The sequence below is a fragment of the Dyadobacter alkalitolerans DSM 23607 genome, from assembly GCF_000428845.1.
Lineage (GTDB): Bacteria > Bacteroidota > Bacteroidia > Cytophagales > Spirosomataceae > Dyadobacter > Dyadobacter alkalitolerans.
In genome coordinates, this window is sequence record NZ_AUAS01000003.1 from 66,293 (window position 1) to 91,503 (window position 25,211).

A 25,211-nucleotide genomic window follows, 5' to 3' on the forward strand; every position below is an offset into this window, starting at 1 on the left:
GTATTATTTCCCAAAAATCTGATCCAGGTTGAACCTTCCTTTTTTTGCCAAAGCCTGCAATGTCTGCTGCTGCTCGGGGGTGAGGACTTCTATAATTTCTTGTCTTTTTTCTTCGGCTAGTCGTTTGTGGTCGCGGCGTTTGGACTCGTCGTTTCTGGACAGTTTGCGGTCCATGCGGGCGTAGCGGCGGTCAATTTTCTTTAATTGTTTTTGCTGGCGTTTGCTGAGATTGAGCTCTTCGGCGAAGCGGTCGAGGTTTTTTTCGAGGCGGCGGTTGTTGAGTTTGCTGTTGGTAACGGGCTCTTCACTGCGGTAAGCTTCGTCGTTATCATTGTTATTTCCGGTGTTGGAAGTGGCGCAGCCTGTAAAAAACAGCGTTACGGCCACCAGGCCCAGCATTAATAATTTTTTCATGGGGTGAATGAATGGGTTAAAAATATTGATGCTTATAACGCAAGGCCGGAGCATTGATATATAATCTTGCACAAGACTTATATGTATTTTCAAATAAATGTAGTTTTGCCCGAAAGTATAAATAGTATTTTTTGCAATCTTTACAGTAAGTACCAGTACATTTTATTCCAAACTATGCCCTTTTTACCAAATTTTATTTCTCCTTACCCTACTTTATCAAATGAAAGATAGTCCTGCGCCGCAGAGGTTGTTATCCCTGGATACATTGCGTGGTTTTGACATGTTTTGGATCTCAGGAGGCGAAGAAATCTTCGCAGTGCTCGCAAAAGTAACCGGCTGGTCCTGGGCGATTTTTATGGCGCATCAATTCACCCACCCCGACTGGAACGGTTTTCGCGCCTACGACCTGATTTTTCCTACATTTCTTTTCATGGCCGGCGTTTCGGCACCATTTTCGCTGGGCAGCCGACTGGAAAAAGGCGTCCCACCTTCCGAACTGATCAAAAAAGTGGTTCAGCGTGGCTTAACGCTGGTTTTGCTGGGCATCATTTACAACAATGGTTTATTTCAAACCGAATGGGAAAACATGCGTTACCCGAGCGTCCTGGCGCGGATCGGGCTAGCTGGAATGTTTGCGCAGATCATTTATTTATACACCGAAAAAAGGACGCGCTGGATCTGGTTCGCGGCCATTTTAATCGGTTACTATCTGTTCATGAAATTTTATCCAGTCCCGGGCTGCGGCGCAGGCTTACTCACCATCGATTGCAATCCAGCGAGTTATATCGACAAAATGGTCATTCCTGGCAGGCTGCATTTGAAAATACACGATCCCGAAGGTCTCGTCTCCACCATTCCGGCCATTGCGACTGGGTTAATGGGGATTTTTGCGGGTGAACTTTTGCGGACAAGTGAAGAAATTATTTCAAAAAATACGAAAGTCGTTTACCTGGTTTTTGCTGGGATCATCAGCCTGCTCGTATGCGTCGTTTGGGATTACTTTTTTCCGATCAACAAGAATCTATGGACGAGTTCGTTCGTGCTTTGTGCCGGCGGGTTCAGTACATTGCTGCTAGCCTTGTTCTACTGGATCGTGGACGTGCTGAATTACCGTAAATGGACATTGTTCTTTGTCGTAATCGGGATGAATTCGATCGTGATTTACATGGTAGGAAGCTTTATCAACTTCAATTACACGGCCCAGGCACTTTTTGGCGGCATACTCAGTTACTTCCCCCACACCATCGAAGCCGTAGGAGAAGTCATCGCCTATATCATGGTTCAGTGGGCATTTATGTATCTTTTGTTCCGGAATAAGCTATTTTTGAAGGTTTAATTCAGTCATTCAATCATTAAATAATGTCGATAACCGTCAATAACCTAACCAAACTCTACGGGACGCAGCGTGCGATTGATGGGATCTCTTTTAGTTTGAAGAAAGGAGAGATCGTCGGATTCCTGGGACCGAACGGGGCGGGGAAATCGACGACGATGAAGATATTGACGGGCTACCTGAAAGCTTCGGAAGGATCAGCGAAAGTGTCTGATTATGACGTATCTGAGGAGCCGATGCCAGCGCGGAGGACAATAGGATATTTGCCAGAGCACAACCCGCTTTACCTTGATATGTATGTGAGCGAGTTCCTGCTATTTTCAGGAAAATTGTATGGCATGAAGTCCGCTGAATTGCGGACGCGGGTAGACGAGGTCACTGCCTTGTGCGGCCTCGAAGCAGAGAAGCGCAAGAAGATCGGGCAGCTTTCCAAAGGTTACCGCCAGCGCGTGGGACTTGCGCAGTCATTTTTGCATAATCCGTCCGTGCTGATCCTCGACGAACCGACTACGGGCCTGGATCCCAATCAGATACAGGAAATTCGCGAAGTGATCCGAAATGCCGGGAAGGACAAAACGGTGCTTTTTTCAACCCACATTATGCAGGAAGTAGAAGCATTATGTGATCGGGTGATCATTATTAATAAGGGAAAAGTGGTGAGCGACAGCACATTAGATGAGCTTCGAAAAACGGGCGATTCGCTCGAAGAAATTTTCAGGAGCTTGACGCAGTAATGTTTGGTTTAAAGTGAAATTGAAAGCCAGAATCAATGCATAGCAAATATTAGAATTGCATTAAAACAACTTTTTTTCGGATTTATTCCGACCGCAATTTGTTATTATTGTAACCTTTGATAAATTCATTTGAGCAGTGCAAAATTCAGGTAACCTAACATTCCCTCTTTAAAATCAGTAGTTCGGAGTATGAAAAATTGGTTGTTAAGCCGGTTTCGTTTAGTCGTAAGTGTGGTCGTTCTGGTCATTTTAACCTCAATGGTTTCCGTTGCCTGGAAGCGCATACGCGTTTTTACAGAACCCGTTACCGCATTGCCGGAAACTGTTAAGCAACCTGCCAAAAAAGCCAAGAAAAGGCTCGATCCTGTGCTTGTACTGCCTGAAAACGAGTGGGTTGACAGCACTTTAAACTCCCTGACGGTTGAACAAAAAATCGGCCAGCTTTTCATGGTGGCCACATTCTCCAATCGCGACGAATCACATTATAAATATATTGACCGACTGATCAGCGATTTCCATATCGGTGGACTGATCTTCTTCCAGGGCGGCCCGGTAGGACAAGCGCAGCTCACAAACCGCTATCAATCGCATTCCAACATTCCGTTATTTATCGGCATCGACGGTGAATGGGGCCTGGGTATGCGCCTCGACAGCACGATTTCTTTTCCAAAACAAATGGTGCTTGGCTCGATCCAGGACGACGCACTCGTTTACAGAATGGGCAGCGACATTGCCCATCAATGCAGCCGCTTGGGTATACATATCAATTTTGCGCCTGTTTCGGACATTAACAGCAATCCGGGCAACCCCGTGATCGGCATTCGTTCCTTTGGCGAAGACCGCGATAATGTGACGCGCAAGGCGATCGCTTATATGAAAGGTTTGCAGCACAACAAGATCATTGCAACTGCCAAGCATTTCCCCGGCCACGGCGATACGGATGCGGATTCGCATTTTACATTGCCCGTTCTCACGCATTCCATAGACCAGCTTACCGAAACGGATCTTTATCCTTACCGCGCGATGATCGCGGACAGTCTGATGGGCGTTTTGAATGGTCATTTGTTCATTCCGGCATTGGATAGCACCCCAAATCTGGCCAGCTCGTTGTCTGAAAAAGTGGTTACCGGGCTTTTGCGCAAGGATCTGGGCTTCCGCGGGTTGGTTTTTACGGATGCCATGAACATGCGCGGTGTTTTGAAAACCGGAAAAGCCGCGGAAGTGAATCTAAAAGCATTGATCGCCGGAAACGACATTCTCCTTTATCCAGAAAGCATTGTCGAAACCGTTGCCAAGATTAAAGACGCCATTGATTCCAAAAGGATCAGCGAAAAAATCATCGACGATAAGGTAAAACGCATTTTGCAGGCTAAATACTGGTCGGGATTGAGCCAGTACAAGCCTATTGACACCAATAATCTTTATGCCGACCTGAACACCGAAAAGAGCAAAGAACTTTATCGCGAACTGTGCGAGGCTTCGGTGACGGTTGTGAAAAACAACAATGATCTGCTGCCGATCGGCTCGGTAATGGATGATAAAATGGCCTCTGTGAGCATTGGGGAGGGAAGCAGCGTAGCGTTCCAGAAAATGCTGTCGACTTACAAACCGATGCGTTCCTACACATTCTACGAAGGCCCGACTTCGCAGGCGCAGATCGCTGAAATAATTGGTTATTTGTCCAATTACAACACCGTGATCATAGATGTGCACGGCATAACTTCCAATCCCAAAAGCAATTACGGCGTTACGACGGGCATGGTGGACTTTGTGAATCAATTGAAATTACAAAACAAAAAAGTGATCCTGTGCTTGTTCGGCACGCCTTACAGTATCCAGTTTTTCCCTGAAACCGATGCGCTGATCTGCGCAAGCCAGGATGGGAAGGATCAGCAGGAAATTGTGCCGCAAATCATTTTCGGCGCCTTAAAATCACAAGGCCGCCTTCCTGTTTCTGTACTTTCATACAAAGCCGGAAGCGGCGTGACCACGACTACGATCAACCGGATCGCCTTCGGAACGCCTGAAAGCGTGGGTATGGACGGCAGTTCGCTCAAACGCATCGATGAGCTGGCAACAGCGGCGGTGAATGATCATGTTTTTCCGGGTTGTGAAGTTTTAGTGTCAAGAAAAGGAAAGATCATTTATGACAAACAATTCGGCGGCCTCAATTACCGCACACCAGACCGTGTCACTTCGGAGACCATTTACGACCTTGCCTCACTGACCAAAGTTTCGGCCACATTGCAGGCTGTAATGCTGCTTTACGACCGCAAACAAATTGATCTGGACCAAAAAGCATCGACTTACCTGCCTGAATTAATGGGCACCAACAAGCAGAATTTCACGGTCAGGGATTTGCTTTTGCACAGATCGGGCCTGGTTTCGTTTTATCCGCCGCTTTGGGACAGGACCAAAACCAGCGCAGGCGGCCTGCTTCCCGAATATTATAGTTCCAAAGCGGATACATCCTATTATCTGCAAGTTGCACCAAAGCTTTTTGCCAAAGGCGCAATGCGCGATTCGGTTTGGAAATGGGTGGTGGAATCGCCGATGAACAATCGCAAAGACAGATCGGGAAGTTACGGTTATCTGTACAGCGATCTTGGCTTCCTGACATTGCAGAAGATCGTTGAAAAAGTGACCGGTCAGCCGCTCGACATTTTTGTTTCGGCCAACATTTACGAACCGTTGGGCCTGGCTTACCTGGGTTTCAATCCCCTGCGCCGTTTTTCGGAAAAACAAATTGCGCCTACCGAGCAGGATTACCGTTTCCGTAACCAGCTTTTGCAGGGAACGGTGCACGACCAGATGTCGGCCATTGTGGGCGGCGTTGCGGGACATGCGGGACTTTTCGGCACGGCGCGTGACCTTGCTATTTTGTTCCAGATGAACCTTTGGAAGGGGAATTATGCGGGACGCAGATATTTCGAGAATGCGACCGTTCCGCTTTTTTCAAGGATTTATGATGAATCCCACCACCGCGGTCTGGGCTGGGACAAGGCACCGAATGATGGAAATAGTTCTTACGTATCTTCACAGGCGTCTGTAAATTCCTTCGGTCACACGGGCTTCACGGGAACCATGGTCTGGATCGATCCGGAAGAAGATCTGGTATTTATTTTTCTCTCCAACCGCGTCAATCCGGACGCTGAAAACACGGCTATTACCACGCAGCGCACGCGTCGGAAAATCCAGGATGTAGTCTATAGTTCACTTATTGAAAGGAAAAGCGAGCTTCCTTAATCGAGTCGAAAGTGTATTTGAAAAATATCTCTAACTTTACCAGACAAACAGGTTAGCGGAAAGATATTTAGACAGATACATGAACAGAACATCTATTAAAAAGAGTATTTTTACAATTCTGGCTGCGGTTTTATGCGTAGCAAATTCATTTGGCCAGACAGCGATTACAACCGGCGCCCTCAGCCCGACAGAGCTTTGTGCAGGTGGAAATGTCACGGTTCCTTTTACCTTTACAGGCACTCCTGCCCCACTGACCAGCTTTGTTGCTCAATTGTCCGATGCGACCGGCGCATTCACTTCGCCCACCACCATTGGCTCTGCTGAAGCATCTCCTATTAACGCAACCATTCCTCCCGGCACAGCTGCTGGCGCAGCCTATAAAGTCCGAGTTATTTCGGTATTGGTAGCAGTCACAATCGCCACCGGCTCCGAAAGCGCGGCATTAAAAGTAAATGCAATTCCTGCAAAGCCAGCCGTAACATCACCTGTCGCCTATGAAGTCGGAGACAAAGCTGTGGCATTGGAAGCAACCGGCACAGGCCTGAAATGGTATGACACCCAGGCAAGCGCTGCCGGATCAGCAACCGCCCCCGTACCTGATACCAAAGCCGAGGGAACACAAAACTTTTTCGTAAGCCAAACCGTTGGCGGCTGCGAAAGTGACCGGTCTCAAATCGTTGTTAATGTTACCAAAACGGCGTGTACGCCGCCGCCCAAGCCAGTTGTGACAACGCCCGTTTCTTATACAAAAGGACAAGCTCCGGCAGCACTGGAAGCAACAGCATTAACCGGTGCTAAATTAAATTGGTATGGCACGAATGCAACGGGTGGAACCGCTTCCGCAACGGCACCAACGCCGGCAACCGGCACTGTCGGAACGGTAACCTATTATGTAAGCCAAACACTGAACGACTGTGAAAGCGAGCGTTCGGCCATTGTTGTGAATGTAACAGCCTGCACGCCTCCTGCTAAGCCAGCGGTTACCACGCCTGTTTCGTATATAAAAGATCAGGCTGCGACGACATTGAAAGCCACGGCATTAACGGGCGCAACATTGAACTGGTATGGCACTAATGAAACGGGCGGAACGGCTTCTGCAACGGCGCCAACGCCACCAACCGGCACGGTAGGATCCACAACGTATTATGTAAGCCAAACATTGAATGACTGTGAAAGCGAGCGTTCGGAGATTATCGTGAATGTCACAGCTTGCACGCCACCAGCAAAACCTACTGTTACAACGCCCGTTTCATATATAAAAGACCAGGCTGCATCCGCACTCAGCGCAACTGCATTGACAGGTGCTAAACTAAATTGGTATGGAACCAATGCAACTGGTGGAACGGCTTCTGCTACTGCGCCAACACCATCCACCGGCACGGTTGGGACAATAACTTATTATGTAAGCCAAACGCTGAATGATTGTGAAAGTGAGCGTTCGGCCATTGTTGTGAATGTAAGTGCTTGTACGCCGCCAGCCAAACCTGTGGTAACAACGCCCGTTTCTTATACAAAAGGTCAGGCTGCGGTTGCATTGAGCGCAACGGCGTTGACTGGTGCAAAATTAAATTGGTATGGAACCAATGCAACCGGTGGAACAGCTTCCGCAACTGCGCCAACACCTCCGACAAATGCTGTTGGAACTACAACTTATTATGTAAGTCAGACGCTGAATGATTGCGAAAGCGTTCGTTCTGAAATCGTAGTAACCATAACAGCTTGTACGCCACCAGCTAAACCTGTGGTAACTTCCCCCGTTTCTTACACGGTTGATGACGCCGCCGTTGCACTTAAAGCAACTGCATTGAATGGTGCAACATTGAACTGGTACGGAACCAATGCAACCGGCGGAACTGCCTCTGCGACTGCACCCGTTCCATCCACTAAAACTGCCGGAACAACCACTTATTATGTTAGTCAGACTATCAATGACTGCGAAAGTGTCCGTTCGGAAATCGTGGTGACCATCACAACTTGTGTCTCTCCTGCTAAGCCGACAGTATCCGCAATTGACCCGGTTTGTATGAACACCACAGTTCCATCATCCCTATTATCAAGCGCTGTTGCTCAGAAAACTAATTTAAAATGGTATGAAAGTGCAACGGGTGGCGTTGGTTCAACGACCGTTCCTACGCCAACGACTTCAACTGCCGGAATCAAAACATATTATGTTACACAAACCATAAAAACTTGTGAAAGTGAAAGGGCAGCTGTAAGTTTTGAGGTTAGGGCTTTACCAAGCAAACCAACTGTCGAAACCGTTGAATATTGCAAAGACGTAACGAACGCAGTAGCATTGACGGCCACGGGCACAGGAGTAATAAAATGGTATGCTGCTGAAACAGGCGGAAATCCATTGGCTGCGGCTCCAAAACCGTCGACCACCACAGTAGGAACAGTTTCCTACTTCGTAAGCCAGACCGTTGCAAGTGCAGGCCTTTCCTGCGAAAGTCCCCGTGCGGAACTGAAAGTTGTTACCAATGCGCTGCCAGCTGCTTTGCCAACCGTTTCAGTAGCGGTATGCCAGGAGCGTTCAGACAAAAATTATACGCTCGAACCGCAGCCATCCAGCGGAAATACAGTGAATTGGTATACTGCCCTGACGGGTGGAACTGCTTCTAAAACGGCTCCTTCTGTAAACCTTAAAAATGCCGGTGAAACAACATTCTATGCCACTCAGGTTTCTGCAAAAGGTTGTGAAAGTCCATCACCAAGAATTGCTCAAAAAATCCGCGTAAAACCACTTCCAGGCTTACCAGGAGTTGACAAACCACTTGTTGAAATTTGCCAGTTTGTTGCCGCGCAGCCATTATCGGCATCACCGGTTACAGGCGGGATCCTTAAATGGTACGGAACCAACGCAAGCGGCGGCGACGCCAGCGATGCGGCTCCGATCCCTTCTACGGCAGAAGGCGGCACAACCTCCTATTTTGTTGGCCAATCCCTGGAAGGCTGCATCAGCGACCGTGCGAAAATTGATGTAAAAATCAATACAACACCAAAACCACAAACTACCACGCAACTGGCTTACTGCCAGAACGAAGTGGCGCCAAGACTAGATGCGACAGGTTCTATCCTGAAATGGTATCGCAATGCAAATGATACTGATTTTCAAGGCGTTCCATTTACGCCATTTACAGAAAAAGTACAGGATTATTCTTTCTATGTAACACAAACCGGCACAAACGGCTGCGAAAGCCCGAAAGAAGAAATCAAGATCCATATCAAAGCATTGCCATCGGCAACGATCTCCGGCAACTCTACCATTGATTTGGGACAGACCGCCACGATCAGGGTTAAATTTACAGGAGATGGCCCATGGATGTATGCACTTTCAGACGGCAAAACCGACACAACTGATCAGATTAACCACGAGATTATGGTTAAGCCGATCACGACTACGACTTATTTGCTGACCGAAGTTGCCAACGCTTGCGGTAAGGGTTTACCGATCGGCAGTGCATTGGTAACGGTAAAAGTCCCTACCATTAATTCAGGTAATCCGTCGGTGGCAGAAGCTTGTGCCGGAAAAACGTTCAGTGTTCCATTCCAGCAGTCAGGCGATTTCCCTTCCGAAAACACATTTAAAGTACAGATCGCCACGGAAAATACAGATGCCAAATTTATCAGCATTCCATCCGTAGCCTCGTCCAATATCATCACTGCCACATTCCCGGATACGACGCTGGCAGGAAGCTATTACGTTCGCGTGGTAAGCTCTGGCAAAAACCCCGACTTTACCGTAAAAGGCAGCGTAAGCGCGATCACCATCACGGCAAGTCCGCTTCCGGTTGCTACAATTACCGGCACCCAAACGATCCTGATGGGCGATAAAGCCGATATGAAAATCGAAACCACAGGAAAAGCGCCGTGGACGATTACATTGAGCAATGGCACAAAAGACTCGCTGATCACTGCATCCGTGACTCCCTATACGTTCAAACTAGCGCCAAAAGCCACGACCATTTACACCATTTCGAAGGTTACCAATGGCTGTGGAACCGGTAAAGGAGCTGGCAGCGCAAGAGTTCAGGTTGACCCAATCCTGGGTGTTGAGCCGCCTGCATCTGCTGATTGGGTGAAGGTTTATCCAACGCTTGTGACAACACAATGCACCGTGGAAATTGACGGCACTATTGCACCAAGAGAAGCCCGCGCGGAGGTTATTGACCTGACGGGCCGCTCCCGCGCAGTGAAAAACATCAACCAGAAAGTAACAGACGTAGACTTCTCCTCCTACCCTTCCGGACTTTACCTGCTGAGGGTTACGAACGGAAATAAGAGCACCGTTTGGCGCGTTATGAAGCCTTAATTAGGACACAAGAAGCTTCAACGGGACATTTATTGCTTGACAATGAATGTCCCGTTTACATTCATAAACGAAACCATACATTGAATATCCAGGCGGACATCCTAGACAACTACTTCATGACCGAAGCCATGCGGCAAGCCGAAAAAGCGTACGAAGAAGGTGAAATTCCCGTCGGGGCGGTCGTTGTGATTGGCGAGCGGATTATTGGGAAAGGCTATAACCAAACCGAAAAATTACATGACGTAACCGCCCACGCAGAGATGATTGCGATCACCGCCGCGTCAGATAATCTGGGATCTAAATATCTTCAGGATTGCACACTGTACGTAACACTCGAACCTTGTGTCATGTGCGCCGGAGCGCTTTATTGGACGCAAATGAACCGCGTGGTGTTTGGTGCTGCCGATGAAAAGCGTGGATTTTCGAGGCTCGGCAAGGCGATTTTGCATCCCAAAACGACTCTTACAACCGGAATTTTGGCAACCGAATCGCAGGAACTGCTACTCAAATTTTTTAAGAGATTAAGAACATAAAGCCTTTTTCTGCTGTTAGCCTAGTGATACAGCATATTTTTTAAACATTAAACTACACTGAAAATGGCGTTTACACTAGATCCCTTACCTTACGCAAACAATGCATTGGAACCACATTTCGACGCATTGACCATGGAGATACATCACGACCGTCACCATCAGGCATATGTTACCAATTTGAATGCAGCGGTAGCAGGCACTGAACTGGAAGGCAAAAGCATAGAAGAAATCGTTGCAAACATCAGCAAAGCACCGGCACCGGTTCGTAACAATGGCGGTGGTCACTGGAACCATGCATTTTTCTGGAAATCACTTTCTCCAAACGGAGGCGGCGAACCAACAGGAGAACTGGGCAAAGCGATCACAGCGAAATTCGGATCATTCCAGGCTTTCAAAGACGAATTCAAAAAAGCAGCAACAGGCCGTTTTGGCTCAGGCTGGGCATGGTTGATCAAATCCGGCGACGGCGTAGCCATCACTTCTACCCCAAACCAGGACAACCCATTGATGGACATTGCGGAAGCAAAAGGAACGCCGATCATCGGTTTGGACGTGTGGGAACACGCATATTACCTGAAATATCAAAACAAACGCCCGGATTACATCGACGCATATTGGAACGTAGTGGACTGGAAAGCTGCTGACGCTCTTTACGTTGGCGCGTAATAAGGGTTAAAAATATAGATTTAGGTTTGAAGGTTGAAAAAAAAGTGCACCATTCGCCTTGCAACCTTCAAACCTTTTCCTAATTTTGTGTCCTCGAAAGGGGTTTTCCCCTCAGAACGGAGGTTGTAGCTCAGTCGGTTAGAGCGCTAGATTGTGGTTCTAGAGGTCGCGGGTTCGAGACCCGTCTCCCTCCCTTGAAAACAGTTCAAAGTAAAACAAAATGCCTGTAAATCAATGATTTGCGGGCATTTTTGTTTTTCAGACTATGTCAAAAAATGCAAAAATTCCCATGTTTCCAGTGAGTCTTTCGTGTAGTTCACTCACTTTGAGAAAAAGACTCACTGGAAACGGCGTAACAAATTGATAGACAAGATGTTTACGCCGTAAACATCTTGATTGGCAAGCGTGGTAACTCGATATTTAACCACTTTTAAACGCTTGTGTTATGTTGGAGAAAACATTTGGTCTGCTTTTCTATTTAAAGCCCGCCAGAAATCAAAAAGGAACAGTTCGCTACATCTATCTGCGAATGACGGTCGACGGCAAGGTCGCCGAACTATCCACCAAGAAATTATGGAATACCGAAAGGTGGAATTCTTCTGTCGGAAGACCCGCCGGAAACAAGGAAGATGCAAAGACGCTTAATGCATATTTGGACTTGCTTACAGCCAAAGTTTACCAGGCCAAGAAGATCCTTACCGAGGATGACAAAGAAATTTCTGCTGAGGGCTTAAAAAATATTCTGCTTGGCAAAAGCAATGAAACCCGTACGATCCTTGAAGTCTTTGCGCACCACAATGAGCAGATGGAAGCTCTGGTCGGACAAGAGTTCGCGCCGCTCACTTTGAAGGGCTACAAGACCGCGAAGGAGCATACTGCTTCCTTCATTAAGTGGAAGTATAAGAAGGATGATATGGCAATCAAAGATCTGAACTTTGAATTTGTCACCGAATTCAATTTTTTGCTTCGTAGTGCAAGAGGCTGTAATCATAACTCGGCGATCAAGTACATGAGCAATCTGAAAAAGGTTGTGCTGATCTGCGTCAATAACAAATGGCTGAAAAAAGATCCGTTTCAAGGTTTCAAGCTGACGAAGAAGGAGGTTGTGAAAAATCCGCTATCCAGGGACGAACTGAAACGGCTCACTGAAAAAATATTCGAAGTGGAAAGGATCAGCCAGGTGCGGGACATTTTTCTGTTCTGCTGCTATACGGGTCTAGCCTATGTTGATGTGAAACAATTGAAGACGACAGATATTGTTGTCGGCATGGATGGCGAGCCGTGGATTGATACCACCCGCCAGAAAACGGATGCGCCTACACGTATTCCACTTTTGGATACGGCGCTGGAAATTATTGAGAAATATAAGGAGCATCCACAATGCTGTGCGGCTGGCGTCGTGCTGCCGGTGTTGAGCAATCAGAAGATGAATGCTTATTTGAAGGAGATTGCGAATCTGTGCGGGATTTCAAAGACGCTGACTTTTCATATTGCGCGTCATACGTTTGCTACTACGGTGACGCTAAGTAATAAGGTGCCGATTGAGACGGTTTCTAAGATGTTAGGGCATCGGTCTTTGAAGCAGACTATGATTTATGCTAAGATCTTGGACGTGAAGATTAGTGAGGATATGAAGGGGCTGCGGGAGCGGTTGAAGGGTGGGTACAATCCGTAAAAGTTTTGGCTAAACACTTTTTGACTGAGCCTGTAAGTGTTTAGCCAATTAATCAATCAAGCTCATTAGGGATTAAAAATTGGCTAGTATCTGCATACGGTACGATCTCAACTTTTTTCTGCCTAGCTTTTCGATTACAAAGTTCTTCCACTCTTTGGACAATATCGTTTGCCCTGGGATCTTGAATATAAATTTTTGTCAAGGCCCTCATGCTATCGAATATTCCTCTATCAATCCCCCTATTAAAAAATGGGAAGGAGTAACCAATTATGACCAGTGTCGAAATATGCTCAACGGATTCTACGGCCTTAAATAATATCGAATATTGATAGTCTACATTCTGTTCCCATGCAAAAGATAAAGAAGGCATCATTTCTGTATTGGTCACATAGCGCTTGAACGAGTTTGTAATCATCATCAAATCGTCATAGGAGAACTCTCTGGCACGGTCAAAGCATTTATCATGTAAGAAAAAGGAGCTATTTCCCCCAGGACCAAGTAGTGCTGTTGTCCCATTCAATTTGATAATATGAAATTTGTTGCTTGGATGATTAAAACTAGAATTATCACTTTTAGTAATAATTCTTATCGCATCCCGTGCTTTCTGTAATTCATCATGTTTCGAATAGCTTGAATAGGCAATTTCAAACTGATTGTCATAGTTCCAAGATAAAATGCTCATGTTATCGGGGAGGTCATTTACTTTTTCCTTTAAGATAGAGGCGAAAAAAGTATCATATCTCTTGTCTGGCCCTTTTACTATTTGTTCAAAGGCAAAGAAGCTTGAGAGGGAAAGCTTGTACAAATATTGAGTGTCTTTACTAGCTGTCAAAAAAAGCTTTTTAGCATAAGTGTCGACGCTAGAGTGAGTGATTATGCCCTCTTCGAAATCACCAAGTGTTTTAAAAAGAAGACTCTCCCAAAATATCTCATCCTGATATTGGTTCGCCCTTGGGTCAATTGGCTCACGCTTCTGTTTATCAAAATGAGATTTCTTACTGTCCCACGGAATTCTTTATAGCGCTCAGGAATTTTGGCTACAATTGGAAGTGAATTACAGCTGGCACCAGCTCCAAACAGGTAAGAAACTCTATTCATTTAGCTTGTATGGTATGAAACTATCGACCTACTCCATTTTATACCCGATATAGCATAATGTTATATTTTTTGCTATCTTTATACCATAACGGGTATAGCATGTCTAATTTCTCAACATTCTTAAAAGAGCGCCGCAAAATTGTCGGGTTAACGCAAGAGGAACTTGCCTCCAAAGCCGGCGTTGGCTTACGCTTCATACGCGACCTGGAACAAGGTAAAAAAACACTTCGGCTAGACAAGGTCAACCAGGTGCTGGCATTATTTGGCAAGGAAGCCGGTGTGGTAGACCTTAAATCTTAATGCTATGGCTAAGCAAGCAAATGTATACTATAAAGACAAATTCGCGGGTGTTTTGATAGAAAATGATGAAGGATATACGTTCCAGTACAACGATCCCTATCTGCGATTATCTGACGCTATGCCTGTGAGTCTGACTTTACCCCTGAAAAGCGGTGCATTCGAAAGCCGGGTATTATTCCCATTCTTTGACGGGCTGATTCCGGAAGGCTGGCTATTGAACGTAGCCCAAAACTATTGGAAGTTGAAGGGAAATGATCGTTTTGAGCTGCTATTGGCTTTGTGCCGGGATGCGATTGGAGCAGTAAGCATTTTACCGCAGGAGGAGGTTAACAATGTCTAAATGCCTGTTTTGTTACCAGGAATTGGAAGATAACAAACAGTACCATGCCCGGTGCTGTAAGAAGTTCTTTGGTACCAGCACGCTACCTGAGCTACATCTCGACAAGCAGATGTTAAGTGACTTGGCTACTAGGACAGTTAACAAGCGTATTGCAGTTACAGGGGTTCAGCCTAAACTTTCGGTGGATCTGGAAAAGGAAGTTGGAGGCGAGCGGCTGACAATTGTTGGTTTATGGGGGCAATACATCCTGAAACCGCAGCATGATGAGTTTCAATTCATGCCAGAAACGGAGGATTTGACAATGCATTTGGCGGACTTATTTAAAATCAGAACCTGCCAACATGCACTAATCCCGACGACTGAAGGCAAGCTGGCCTACATCGCCAAGCGTTTTGATCGTGAGAGGGGCCAGAAGATACATGTTGAAGATTTCTGTCAGATCTCCGGCTTCCTGACGGAGCAGAAATACAAAGGTTCCTACGAGAAAATTGGCAAGTTAGTCGCGCAGTACTGCACGAATAAAGGTCTGGATACCCTCAATTTCTTCGAGTTGGTTTTGTTCTGCTACCTGACCGGCAATAATGATATGCACTTGAAGAACTTCTCGGTAATCCATCATAGCGACCATACCATTTCGCTATCGCCAGCGTATGATCTACTCAATGTAAATTTGGTATTTCCGGATGATGCTGATGAACTGGCGCTTACTTTAAATGGCAGAAAGAGGAAAATTATTAAAGAAGATTTTGACATTTTCGCAGAAGGGCTGAATCTGCCGAAAAAGGCGGTATTCAATATCTATGCAAAGTTTGCAGATGCGGAAAAGAAAGTAGAAGGCGTGATACAGTCGTCATTTTTGCCTCAAGATTGGAAGAAGAGATATATTGAAACTTGGAACAAAAAAACAAGGATCCTCAAAGCTTAGTACTTCCACTTCCGTTTCATCTATTAAGCTCGACAGCTCTGTCACTCACTTTGTCGAGCAATTCATATGGAGAAAGAGAATTTGAAGCTGATCCACCATTCTGATCGAGGAGTACAGTATTGTTCGCGGCTGCCGAATACATCCCACTGGGTTCAAACTTCGTTTACCTGCCGGTAATCTGGACACTAATCCGCGTAGCATACGTTGTCTTGAATTTTATAATCTTTTACAATTGTTAACATACGTTTACTCTTTCATGGCCATGCCAAGCCTAAATTTGTTCTTAAATAAGCGGCCAAGCAATAATATAACCGGTAAGAGGACAGGAAGACTGCAAAGTGAAAGGGGCACGGTTTTCGTCTTGCGTATATTATAATAGGTTATTAGTTGATGATATAGTTGCAGCCCGGTTTACCACTGTAACGGGTCATGTTTAAAGATGTTTTTTGAAACAAAACACGCCGTGGTGCTCAATGTTGGTAGTGGATACAGAAATAAAGTATAGCCCGCCTCAAAGCATTCACAAATCCCCTGCGGAAGAGTTTAATGTTGAAATACACATAAGCCTTGAAAACAATTCAAATATCCAGTTTAATGCTGTCGCCGACGTGGCAGGTATATAGTTAGGTAGTATGTGCATCAGGCTATCAGAGCAATAAAAAATAATATACTTTTTAAATCCATCTATTATTATGAAGAAAATTACAAGCATCCAGTTCATTATCATTCTACTTTTTATAGCCAGTCTTTACGTGGCTGCTATCAGCAAGGAAACGCCACTCCCAGCAATTGACTACGCCAAAGAGCAGACACAGATTTTACAGCTGATCGACACAGAGTCCAAAGCCTTCTGGGACAAGGACTACAACAAATGGGCAGCTTGCTGGGTACATGCACCCTATATCCGTACAATGGGCTGGTGGAAAGATGGCGGGGTTACCGTCGTTAAAGGATGGGACGAAAGAGACAGTAGAACCAAAGGATACATGAAGGACTTTCCTAAGCCCAACCCACAGAATGTACGGCGGGAAAATATCAATGTCAGAATCTTCAAGGATGCCGCCTGGGTCACTTTCGATCAGTATGGTACGGATACAGGAGAGCCGCTATTGGATATGCCTGGGCTCAGCCGGGAAACCCGTTTTCTGGAAAAACACAGCGGGCAGTGGAAAATTGCATATGCAGGCTGGCTACTGGAGGGTAACAAGCAATAAGATCCGCAATCACTCCAAATCCCTGGGTTTGAACAGCTAAAATCCACCGCCGGATCTATCCAACTTTTCCCTACTTCGCATCGTGGTATTAGCAGGAAAGCAAGATGATTTCTGCGGTTGTCGTAATTGCCTAATGCCGGATCATAGGAGCCCTGAACCTGTGCTACATTGTCTCGCCATGCGCCCCGCCGTGGTGCAGACAATGTAGCAGCAGCAATGGTGATTGGACACTTAAGAATAATCATAAAGGCATTGGAAAAATAAAGCCTCGAAAACTAGATAACGGGTCACCTTGGATTTTCTTGCTAATAATAGTTCGGAACTGACTTGAAAATATGGACTTATTTGATTTTTGAAAAAGAGCGGTTCCATAATTATAATGTTGAGTAAATAAGACTGATAAGTCGACCCAAATCCTGACTCAGCAGTGACTGACAGTTTTTAAATAAACGAGACGATCGCAAGGAAAGGCCACTAGCTCATTTAGAACCTTGCACTTACGCCAAAATTGACTATTCCTTTATATCCGTAACCTATTTCTGCAAAACCTGCAAATTTTTTACCGATGCGGACTCCTATTGGAGTTAGCTGACATGTCGGCCAGCCATAAGTTTTGCTTGCGTTAGGAATTCTTTGATCCTTCGTTTTTACTATTAATATCCCCATGCCTGTGATAGCATAAAGCTGAACTAATGGTTGGTCAACGTATGTGAATTTTGTTTCGAAGGCTGTGATGAAGCTGGAATGTCTATAGAAGCTTTTAGAGTCTGAGTAATAAGTTCTGTACGTCGTATGGGTAGAGAAGCCGGAGGTTAGGCCAATGGCAATCCGGCGACGCCCCTGGTATCGATAAGTTATGGCATAGGAGTTTGAAAAATCCCATTTGGGAATCTGATTAAAAGATGACCGGAGCGATCGTTCGACGAAATCATCTAATACCTGTTCCCGTGCAAATGGTCCATAACCAACCTGAATTTCGAATTTAGGGGTAGTCTGAGCATAAGATGAATGATTTCCTGTGAAACATAGAAAGCCCAAAAACAGGAATATTAAAATCAATCGTTGCATAGTGTAGGTGTCAGATGTGAAAATTGAATTTGTGTTAATTCACTGCCTCAAAACAGTATACGTTGTAATTAGTTGACGCAAAAACTCTCCCTTTTTTTCCATCTTTGGCAGGCATACCTGTGACAAATCCAGTAAACCAAGAGTCTTCACGGCCTTCCAATTGGATATCAGGTGAAGGCATATCCCATAAAAGCTTTCCTGTTTGAATGTCAACCGCAAGAAGCGATTTGGTATAGATGTAATAGACCACTCCATCCTGGTGATATAAGTCGCTTGTTAAAGCGCTAGCTTTTTGGGTCCATCGTTGTGATCCCGTATTGGCGTCCAAACAATATAGAGTTGCATTATCACCGTTGAGCAAGAGCTTGTCATTCACTAGAATAAAGTCATTAAAACCTGTAAACATATCCGACAAACTTCTCCTCCATATTTCTTTACCAGTCATTAATTCAAAGCATCCAACGGTAGTCAATGATGTTACATATACTTTATCATCATGTACAATTGGTTTAAGGCAGGACGATGCACCGCCATTATCGGGGCGAATGGCTATCCTTTCATAGACCCATTTTTTTTCATTAATGTTATACAGTCCGAAATAACCTTGCGTGTGGTTGTATTGATCTTTGGGGCCCGGTTCGGTAAATGGCACAACGAGATAATCGACATCATTCCTGCTAAAAGCTTCAATATTCAGCATTGAACCGCGGTAATAGCTGGAATCTATGTCAACATATGCATATTCATCTTTCATTTTCGGCATTACTAACTCTTTGACCTCTCCAGTGTTAATATTGCCTGCAAAAATCGTCGGTTCGATTCGACGTTTTTTTTGAGAATCTAAACTGTTGCCAGGGACGAAATAACGATCACCTAAAAATGCTGGATACGGCCTCAGGTTTATTCCTTCGTTTCTGACTTTCCAGATTGTTTTACCCGTTATGGTATTGATATAATAGGTATTGCTAGCATCATGCACAAGCATGGTTCCTGGATAAAGTCCGATGCTCTGGCGCAGAGAGCCAATCTTTTTGTCCCGAAATTCGTCCCAGGTCCAAAGGTTTTCCCCATTATCCAAATTCTTCAGCTGCAAGAACTGCTCGCCCTGTACATTAGGCATAGTAGATTCCCGCACTCCGACAGCCAGTACACCGCGATTTTCTATAATGTAACCGCGATAAAGACCCGTTGAAAGTGGGCCATTTGAAGTAGAAGATTTCCATATATGAGGTTGCCGTGTTATAACACCATCCTTGTCGGTTTCGGTGGAGATTTTCTCTGGATTGCATGCGATCAGCAATCCAGAGAAAACAACCAGGCAGATTGTCCTGATCATACTAACGTCTATCTATAGTAAATATATTAGAACCCTCACCGTTGTCGAAAACCCAATTAAGGATAGGCTGCACCCGCCCTGCATTTTTAAATTCTCCGTGATTAATTCCAGGTGCCTCTTTATGGTAACCCTGCCAGCTTCCGCCGATGTTCTTGGCAGATTCTGCTATTACTACACCGTCGCTGGGCAGGTCGTGGTATACGACGTAAGAATGAAATACCTGATCCGTGCAGTAATCATCACAATATCCTGGAGGCGGACTTGATGCATAGCATGCTTGCCATTGATAAGAATCACAAGTTACTACTGTTTCATACCATGATACGTACTCCGTATAACTTGCACCAATGACATTTCGCCATCCCTCATTGGAATCTGTGTTCATCCAATTTCGTCCTTCTTCCCATTTGCCTTTCCTCCATTGATGAAATCCGTGCATTGGCAAATTAGCCCAACTCTGAAATTCTTCGCCGTTAGCCGCTGCGTTGTAAAGACTTGCAACATCTGATGCCAGATTAATGCCGTTTGTCTCCGAGTCTCCAATAGCATAGGTACCAATAATCTTCCAAAGAATAGGATAATTCTCGCTACCCCAAATCAGAATTTTCGGAACACCTGACGTTTGACTTGCTGTTGAGTTTTGATAACTGCTACCGGGCATTAGATCCGTAGCGGTTTGGCCAGTGAGTCCAAAGCTATTCATCAGCAGACTGTTTCCCCAGCCGGCAATAGTGTTTGAGTAGAGCGTAGCCAGTGGCTGGATAAATGAAAATTCTAATCCCAAATTTGGCCAGATGGGCGGAGACACAGCAGAACCTACACTAGGGCCGGCCATCATTCGTTGGCGGCCATTTTCAACGAAAGATGTATTGGTTCCGTTAGAGGCTGAAGTAGAGATTTGAGCACCGCGAAGGGGTGACCCCATAGTCACGACTCCTCGCCAAGACGACCCCCAGAGCGATACTTGTCTAATTGCGGTCCCGCCAAGGCTATGTCCTATTCCAATACGACCAGTACGCGTCCCTCCGCCTGTCCTGTTATCTACATCAATGGCCATATTGTGAATTCCCGTACCAGTCGTATAAGACCACCTATTCGGAGCTATAATTCGCCTTTCACCAAAAAAGAAGTTATCGACACCTTCAAGTGATGAAGCATTGCCCCCTAATCCATGAACCCAATCGACGCCCCGACTAACTTGTGCATGACTAAGTGAAGGCTCGATGAAGAAGACAGCCATTATTAAAAGGCACTTGCCAACATAATATATCGCTTTCATAATGTGTTCGTTTAAAGGGTTTAAATGTTGAGATTAACCTTCATGTCAGTGTAGTACGCCTGTTTAATTTGCCTCGTTTTGATGCCTGTTTTTGCATCCTCATGATAGCTTTCAGAAAGTATTTTCTCCATCTGATTCCCCTCCTTTACCGGTCGGTAAAAAATGGTCGAACGGTAAAGGAGTTTATCCCCGTTTTTGTCATATAGTTTTTCCCCTAGCATACGTTTATTCGCGAAGTCATAGTGCTGAACTGAATACTTCCTCAGATTTTCAGCAGCCTCATTGCTTTCCGCGCTAAAGGCTTCCAGATCAAATTTTATTTCTGTTACTATCCCGTTTACTTCAATGGATGCATTTTTTTCTCTAGCAAGAGTTAAGATGTATTCTTCATTCACTAGCGGGTGCCCCATTATTTCATTCACAACTTCGTCCTTATTTAGCGCTGTTGATGTGAGTACTTTTCGGGCGAGAGCATCAAATCTAGACGGTTTTAATTTCGCCGATCCCGTTTCTTTGCCATCCTTGTCGAAAAACCGAACTACATTATTTTGAACCACTGTCTTATGTGCGAGCACAGACTCATACGGTTTTTTTTGTAATACAGGTGGCAATAATGCCGTTTTTGTAGGTTCTAAAGAAGTGGTTGTCATCTCGTATGTACCATCTGCGAACAGCTTAAATTCCACTTTCTGCCTCGCCAAGCGCGGCTGAGCGGCAATTTCTATGAAAGCCTTTTCTTTATTTTCTGCTGGAATTTTCGAAAGAATCTGCGTCGCAGAATATTCCTCCATTTCGTAACTTGTTGTAAGCAAGGCCTCGGATGACAGTCTTGCCGCGGCAGATCTTTCTGAGGAAGGCAATTCTTGCGTCAGATTTTTGTCACACGCAGAGGTAGTCAAGAGCAGAACTGTTGCCAAGACACCGGGCAGGTTGAAAAAACCAGCTAGTAGCTTTTTGGGGGGTAGTTTTACATTTTTCATGCAGTACAGAATTTTTTAAGGTGAGTATTCTTTTTGTACAACACAAAGTAACTTAAAGGATATTTATGCATAACTTGTCTTACGACACGGATCTATCTTGTTCTACAACATAGATTCGTCTTGTCGTGCGACAAGATTTTAATACCATTTTGGAAACAGCGACTAAAAAGCGTAAGCCTAACTTTTGATTTATGAAACTCGCAGATGACACCAAGCCATTGCAACGGATACTAAATGCTCCCAGTTTTATTCTATCCGATCAGGTAAAGGAGCGTTTTCAGGAAAGTATGAAACGGTTCATGATTCCAAAAGGAAGAGTCCTGGTAGATGTAGGACAGGTTAGTAAATGCCTTTATTTCATTGAAAAAGGAGCGATGCGGACCTACTATTTAAGAGGTTCGGAAGACATTACTTCACTTCTTGTTTCGGATGGAGATATTGTATGCATTGCGGAGAGCTTCCTCATGCAAAAAGAATCGAATGATGTATTGGAGACACTGGAAGACACTACCGGGATCTCTATTTCCTATGAAGCATACCGCAAACTAATTATGGAGGATGTTTATATGGCTGGTCTGGCCGTGCAATTGCTAGAACAACATCTGATCAACTTCACCGACCGTGTTAAAGTATTCAAATATCTCTCTGTGGAGCAAAGAATAGCACATTACATCAGCCAGCCGTCATCCTTATTTAGGCGAATTCCGGACCACTATATTGCGACCTACCTTGGGACAACCGCAGCCACTTTTAGCAGATGTTTGAAGACAATTAATATGGATAAGAATCTGGTTGGCCGCGCATCAAGTTTTGGTGTTCTGCTTGCCACATTTGGGTAGCCGCGCAGTTTTTAATTTACAGTTTGATCATTATTTTTGTATTAATAAATCGCAGTTACCACTACCAAAAACCACAGGCATTTTCCAAACTTTGAACACCAAAAACCACCCGAAAACGCTCTCAAAAACCAGCGAAAATCACCCAAAAACAAGTCAATTTTCGCTAAAAGAATTATACATAACAAATATACTGTTGTACTATATGTATAAAAAATAGTGAGTCTTTCGTGTAGTATACCTCAAATAAGAGAGACAAAACCTTGATTACAAGCCGATTAAAGGCAAAGTTCGAGACCCGTCTCCCTCCAAGTTGTTGGCAGCCCTTCTTTTCCAGGACATTTCATAAGCCTTTCTAGAAACCTGCATTTAGTATATTTACATTCTCTCCTATCCAAATGCAGATAACATTCCCATGCCCATTCATGTAGCTATTACCCGTAAAGTACTTCCTGGAAAAGAGGATGAGTTTAAAGAAGCTTTGCGGCATTTTTTGGGGGATTCATTTTTGCATGGAGGGGTTCATGGTGCGGCAATGATGACGGCTTTGCCAGGCAACGAGAGTCGGGAAATTGGCATATTAAGAACGTTCGCCAACCAGGCAGAGCGTGACGCTTTTTATAATTCAAAGCTTTTCAAAGACTGGGAAGCCTATGCATCCTCGCTGACGGAAGAGCCGGTTTATCGGGAGCTTACCGGTCTCGAAGCATGGTTCCGCTCACCGGTTCCGCCTCCAAGATGGAAAATGGCAGCGGCAACGCTTTGCGGTGTATACCCTACGAGCCTGTTTCTGACTTATGCTCTGGGTCCGTTTATCCAGGAGCTTCATCCCGCATTAAAGACATTGATTGTAGCGGGATGTATGGTGGGGCTGCTTACCTGGGTTGTGATGCCTCAGGTTACAATGGTTTTGAAACCGTGGTTACAAAGCTCAGACAAACAAAATGCCCAAAAGTAGAAGAAAAGGACTGCCACCAACAGTCCTCCAATCGCTAACCCTTCGCCCCCATCCGCTCAAATCCCTCCCAAAGCACTTTCACATCAAAAAGTGCCGACTTCTCTGCCCTATCAAACGGAACATCTGAATGATAAAGCGCCAGATCATGCACCATTCTCAAAGAACGAGCCAGCTCCTTACAGCCCTGACCTTCCACGAGATACCAAAATTCAGCTTGCGATTGCGTCAGCGAAGCGCTGGCATTTGATGCGTGACGGGCATCGGCCGCGGGGTTATTATCAGCCGCACCGCCTACCCCCGATCGTAATACTACTTCGCCAGCTGCAGATCCGCAATGCTCTTAATCCGATTCCGTTCCAAAAACGCATCAATCGTCTCGAAATGTTCGATAACGCGTTTGTCTTTGAATTCAAAAACCTTTTGAGATAAGCCTTGTAAAAAGTCCCGGTCGTGGGAAACGAGCACCAATGTGCCGTCAAAGTTCCTGAGCGCTTCTTTTAAAACATCCTTTGATTTCAAATCCAGGTGGTTCGTAGGCTCATCCAGGATCAATAAGTTGACAGGCTCCAAAAGCAGCTTCACCATCGCAAGCCGCGTTTTTTCTCCACCAGATAATACGCTTACTTTTTTATCAATGTCCTCACCCTGAAACATAAACGCACCCAAAATGTTCTTGATCTGCGTTCTTACATCACCTTCTGCAACTTCGTCCACGGTTTGGAAAATAGTCAGGCTCGGATCCAGTAGCGAGGCCTGGTTTTGGGCAAAATAGCCGACTTTGACATTATGCCCCAGCTGGCAAGTTCCTTCCACATCGAGTTGCCCCATGATGGCTTTGATCATCGTCGATTTCCCTTCTCCGTTCCGGCCTACAAACGAGACTTTTTCGCCTCTGGAAATGGTCATGCTGGCATTTTTGAACACCACCTGGTCACCGTAGGATTTGGAAACGTCTTTCACCGTCACCGGGTAATCTCCCGAGCGGGGCGAAGGCGGGAAACGAAGTTTTAGGGCTGAATTGTCGATTTCGTCAATTTCGATGATTTCCAGTTTTTCCAGCATGCGCTCGCGGGAAGAAACCTGGTTGGTTTTGGAATACGTCCCTCGGAAGCGCTCGATGAATTGCATGTTGTCTGCAATCATTTTCTGCTGTTCCTGATATGCCTTGATCTGGTGCGAGCGGCGCTCTTCGCGCAGCACCAGATAATGTGAATAATTGGCTTTATAATCAAAAATCCGTCCCATTGTCACTTCAATGGTGCGGTTGGTAATGTTGTCGATGAAGGCGCGGTCGTGGGAAATCACCATGACTGCATTGGCCTTATTGACCAAAAAATCTTCCAGCCAGATCACCGATTCAATGTCAATGTGGTTGGTAGGCTCATCGAGCAAAATAAGGTCAGGCTTTTGCAAAAGGATTTTGGCCAGCTCTATGCGCATACGCCAGCCGCCGCTGAATTCCTTGGTCTGCCGATGAAAATCTTCGGGTCGGAATCCCAGTCCTTTCAATGCTTTTTCTACTTCGGCGTCGTAATTGACTTCTTCGAGCTGGTAATATTTTTCACCAATTTCAGTCACCTGCTCGATGATGGCCATATATTCATCGCTCTCGTAATCCGTGCGGGTTTCGAGGGCGTGGTTCAGCTTTTCCATTTCGGCGCGCATTTCAAAAACCTGCTTGAATGCTTTGGCCGCTTCCTCGAACACGGTGCAGTTGTCTTCCGTGAGCAAATGTTGCGGCAAATAAGCGATCACCGCATCCTTTGGCGCACGCACATGGCCGCGATTGGCTTTTTGCTCACCAGCGATGATCTTCATCATGGTGGACTTTCCGGCCCCGTTTTTACCCATCAGGGCAATTTTGTCGGTTGGGTTAATCACGAAGGAAACTTCGCTAAAAAGGACAGAACCGCTAAATTCAACGGCCAAATTCTCAACTGTAATCATCGTCTCATTTTTTGAAG

At 45.4% G+C, this 25,211-nt stretch carries 21 protein-coding genes and 1 tRNA gene; 14 read left to right on the forward strand and 8 right to left on the reverse strand.

Going from position 1 to position 25,211, the window contains the following annotated elements; all coding sequences use genetic code 11:
• Positions 1–3: 3 nt before the first annotated feature.
• On the reverse strand, positions 4–414 hold the full coding sequence (locus G395_RS0106085) for a hypothetical protein (protein WP_026629238.1): 411 nt from the start codon (positions 412–414) through the stop codon (positions 4–6).
• 220 nt (positions 415–634) lie between these two features.
• On the opposite strand from G395_RS0106085, the gene G395_RS0106090 reads away from it, so the two are divergent.
• The 8 genes from G395_RS0106090 to G395_RS0106125 all read left to right on the forward strand — a co-directional run bounded on the left by G395_RS0106090 (position 635) and on the right by G395_RS0106125 (position 12,913).
• A complete protein-coding gene (locus tag G395_RS0106090) occupies positions 635–1,750 on the forward strand; it encodes an acyltransferase family protein (RefSeq protein ID WP_026629239.1) in 1,116 nt (371 codons plus the stop codon).
• A gap of 23 nt (positions 1,751–1,773) precedes the next feature.
• On the forward strand, positions 1,774–2,481 hold the full coding sequence (locus G395_RS0106095; protein ID WP_026629240.1) for an ATP-binding cassette domain-containing protein: 708 nt from the start codon (positions 1,774–1,776) through the stop codon (positions 2,479–2,481).
• Positions 2,482–2,670: 189 nt separating this feature from the next.
• The gene (locus G395_RS0106100; protein WP_026629241.1) at positions 2,671–5,727 is read left to right on the forward strand and encodes a serine hydrolase domain-containing protein; all 3,057 of its coding nucleotides are present in this window, start codon (positions 2,671–2,673) and stop codon (positions 5,725–5,727) included.
• Between the two features lie 79 nt (positions 5,728–5,806).
• Positions 5,807–10,039 carry an Ig-like domain-containing protein gene (locus G395_RS0106105; protein ID WP_026629242.1) on the forward strand — a complete coding sequence of 1,411 codons (4,233 nt, stop codon included), beginning with the start codon at positions 5,807–5,809 and terminating at the stop codon, positions 10,037–10,039.
• A 116-nt stretch (positions 10,040–10,155) separates the two neighbouring features.
• The gene (locus tag G395_RS0106110) at positions 10,156–10,572 is read left to right on the forward strand and encodes a nucleoside deaminase (protein WP_211237755.1); all 417 of its coding nucleotides are present in this window, start codon (positions 10,156–10,158) and stop codon (positions 10,570–10,572) included.
• A gap of 63 nt (positions 10,573–10,635) precedes the next feature.
• Positions 10,636–11,238, forward strand: a complete 603-nt coding sequence (locus tag G395_RS0106115) for a superoxide dismutase (protein WP_026629244.1) — start codon at positions 10,636–10,638, stop codon at positions 11,236–11,238.
• A gap of 118 nt (positions 11,239–11,356) precedes the next feature.
• Positions 11,357–11,432, forward strand: a tRNA-His gene (locus G395_RS0106120).
• 251 nt (positions 11,433–11,683) lie between these two features.
• On the forward strand, positions 11,684–12,913 hold the full coding sequence (locus G395_RS0106125) for a site-specific integrase (protein ID WP_026629245.1): 1,230 nt from the start codon (positions 11,684–11,686) through the stop codon (positions 12,911–12,913).
• Between the two features lie 52 nt (positions 12,914–12,965).
• Here the strand turns inward: G395_RS0106125 and G395_RS0106130 are convergent, their stop codons facing one another.
• Positions 12,966–13,745, reverse strand: coding sequence for a hypothetical protein (locus G395_RS0106130; RefSeq protein ID WP_035360571.1), 780 nt, complete (start codon positions 13,743–13,745; stop codon positions 12,966–12,968).
• A 365-nt stretch (positions 13,746–14,110) separates the two neighbouring features.
• Here G395_RS0106130 and G395_RS0106135 point away from each other — a divergent pair, with 365 nt between their 5' ends.
• The 4 genes from G395_RS0106135 (at position 14,111) to G395_RS0106155 (ending at position 16,790) form a co-directional block, all read left to right on the forward strand.
• Positions 14,111–14,311: a helix-turn-helix transcriptional regulator gene (locus G395_RS0106135; RefSeq protein ID WP_026629247.1), complete on the forward strand. Its 201-nt coding sequence runs from the start codon at positions 14,111–14,113 to the stop codon at positions 14,309–14,311.
• Positions 14,312–14,315: 4 nt separating this feature from the next.
• Positions 14,316–14,651, forward strand: a complete 336-nt coding sequence (locus tag G395_RS0106140) for a HipA N-terminal domain-containing protein (RefSeq protein ID WP_026629248.1) — start codon at positions 14,316–14,318, stop codon at positions 14,649–14,651.
• A gap of 22 nt (positions 14,652–14,673) precedes the next feature.
• Positions 14,674–15,576 carry a HipA domain-containing protein gene (locus G395_RS0106145; RefSeq protein ID WP_229204040.1) on the forward strand — a complete coding sequence of 301 codons (903 nt, stop codon included), beginning with the start codon at positions 14,674–14,676 and terminating at the stop codon, positions 15,574–15,576.
• A gap of 692 nt (positions 15,577–16,268) precedes the next feature.
• Positions 16,269–16,790: a nuclear transport factor 2 family protein gene (locus G395_RS0106155; RefSeq protein WP_026629250.1), complete on the forward strand. Its 522-nt coding sequence runs from the start codon at positions 16,269–16,271 to the stop codon at positions 16,788–16,790.
• Positions 16,791–17,273: 483 nt separating this feature from the next.
• Here G395_RS0106155 and G395_RS0106160 read toward each other — a convergent pair whose 3' ends face one another.
• The 4 genes from G395_RS0106160 to G395_RS0106175 are packed head-to-tail and all read right to left on the reverse strand — an operon-like array spanning position 17,274 to position 21,453.
• Positions 17,274–17,858: a hypothetical protein gene (locus G395_RS0106160; protein ID WP_026629251.1), complete on the reverse strand. Its 585-nt coding sequence runs from the start codon at positions 17,856–17,858 to the stop codon at positions 17,274–17,276.
• Between the two features lie 34 nt (positions 17,859–17,892).
• On the reverse strand, positions 17,893–19,194 hold the full coding sequence (locus tag G395_RS0106165) for an outer membrane protein assembly factor BamB family protein (protein ID WP_026629252.1): 1,302 nt from the start codon (positions 19,192–19,194) through the stop codon (positions 17,893–17,895).
• A 1-nt stretch (position 19,195) separates the two neighbouring features.
• Positions 19,196–20,473 carry a hypothetical protein gene (locus G395_RS0106170; protein ID WP_026629253.1) on the reverse strand — a complete coding sequence of 426 codons (1,278 nt, stop codon included), beginning with the start codon at positions 20,471–20,473 and terminating at the stop codon, positions 19,196–19,198.
• Positions 20,474–20,493: 20 nt separating this feature from the next.
• Complete coding sequence (locus tag G395_RS0106175; RefSeq protein ID WP_026629254.1) at positions 20,494–21,453, reverse strand: hypothetical protein; 960 nt, start codon at positions 21,451–21,453, stop codon at positions 20,494–20,496.
• A gap of 191 nt (positions 21,454–21,644) precedes the next feature.
• On the opposite strand from G395_RS0106175, the gene G395_RS28775 reads away from it, so the two are divergent.
• Together G395_RS28775 and G395_RS0106185 are read left to right on the forward strand one after the other, a co-directional pair.
• Complete coding sequence (locus G395_RS28775) at positions 21,645–22,292, forward strand: Crp/Fnr family transcriptional regulator (RefSeq protein ID WP_051350040.1); 648 nt, start codon at positions 21,645–21,647, stop codon at positions 22,290–22,292.
• A gap of 412 nt (positions 22,293–22,704) precedes the next feature.
• On the forward strand, positions 22,705–23,247 hold the full coding sequence (locus G395_RS0106185; RefSeq protein WP_026629255.1) for a putative antibiotic biosynthesis monooxygenase: 543 nt from the start codon (positions 22,705–22,707) through the stop codon (positions 23,245–23,247).
• Positions 23,248–23,281: 34 nt separating this feature from the next.
• On the opposite strand, the gene G395_RS32010 is transcribed toward G395_RS0106185, so the two are convergent.
• Positions 23,282–23,443 (reverse strand): hypothetical protein, encoded by a 162-nt coding sequence (locus G395_RS32010; RefSeq protein ID WP_157486591.1) that lies wholly within the window; start codon positions 23,441–23,443, stop codon positions 23,282–23,284.
• A gap of 113 nt (positions 23,444–23,556) precedes the next feature.
• Positions 23,557–25,194, reverse strand: coding sequence for an ABC-F family ATP-binding cassette domain-containing protein (locus G395_RS0106195; protein ID WP_026629256.1), 1,638 nt, complete (start codon positions 25,192–25,194; stop codon positions 23,557–23,559).
• Positions 25,195–25,211 lie beyond the last annotated feature (17 nt).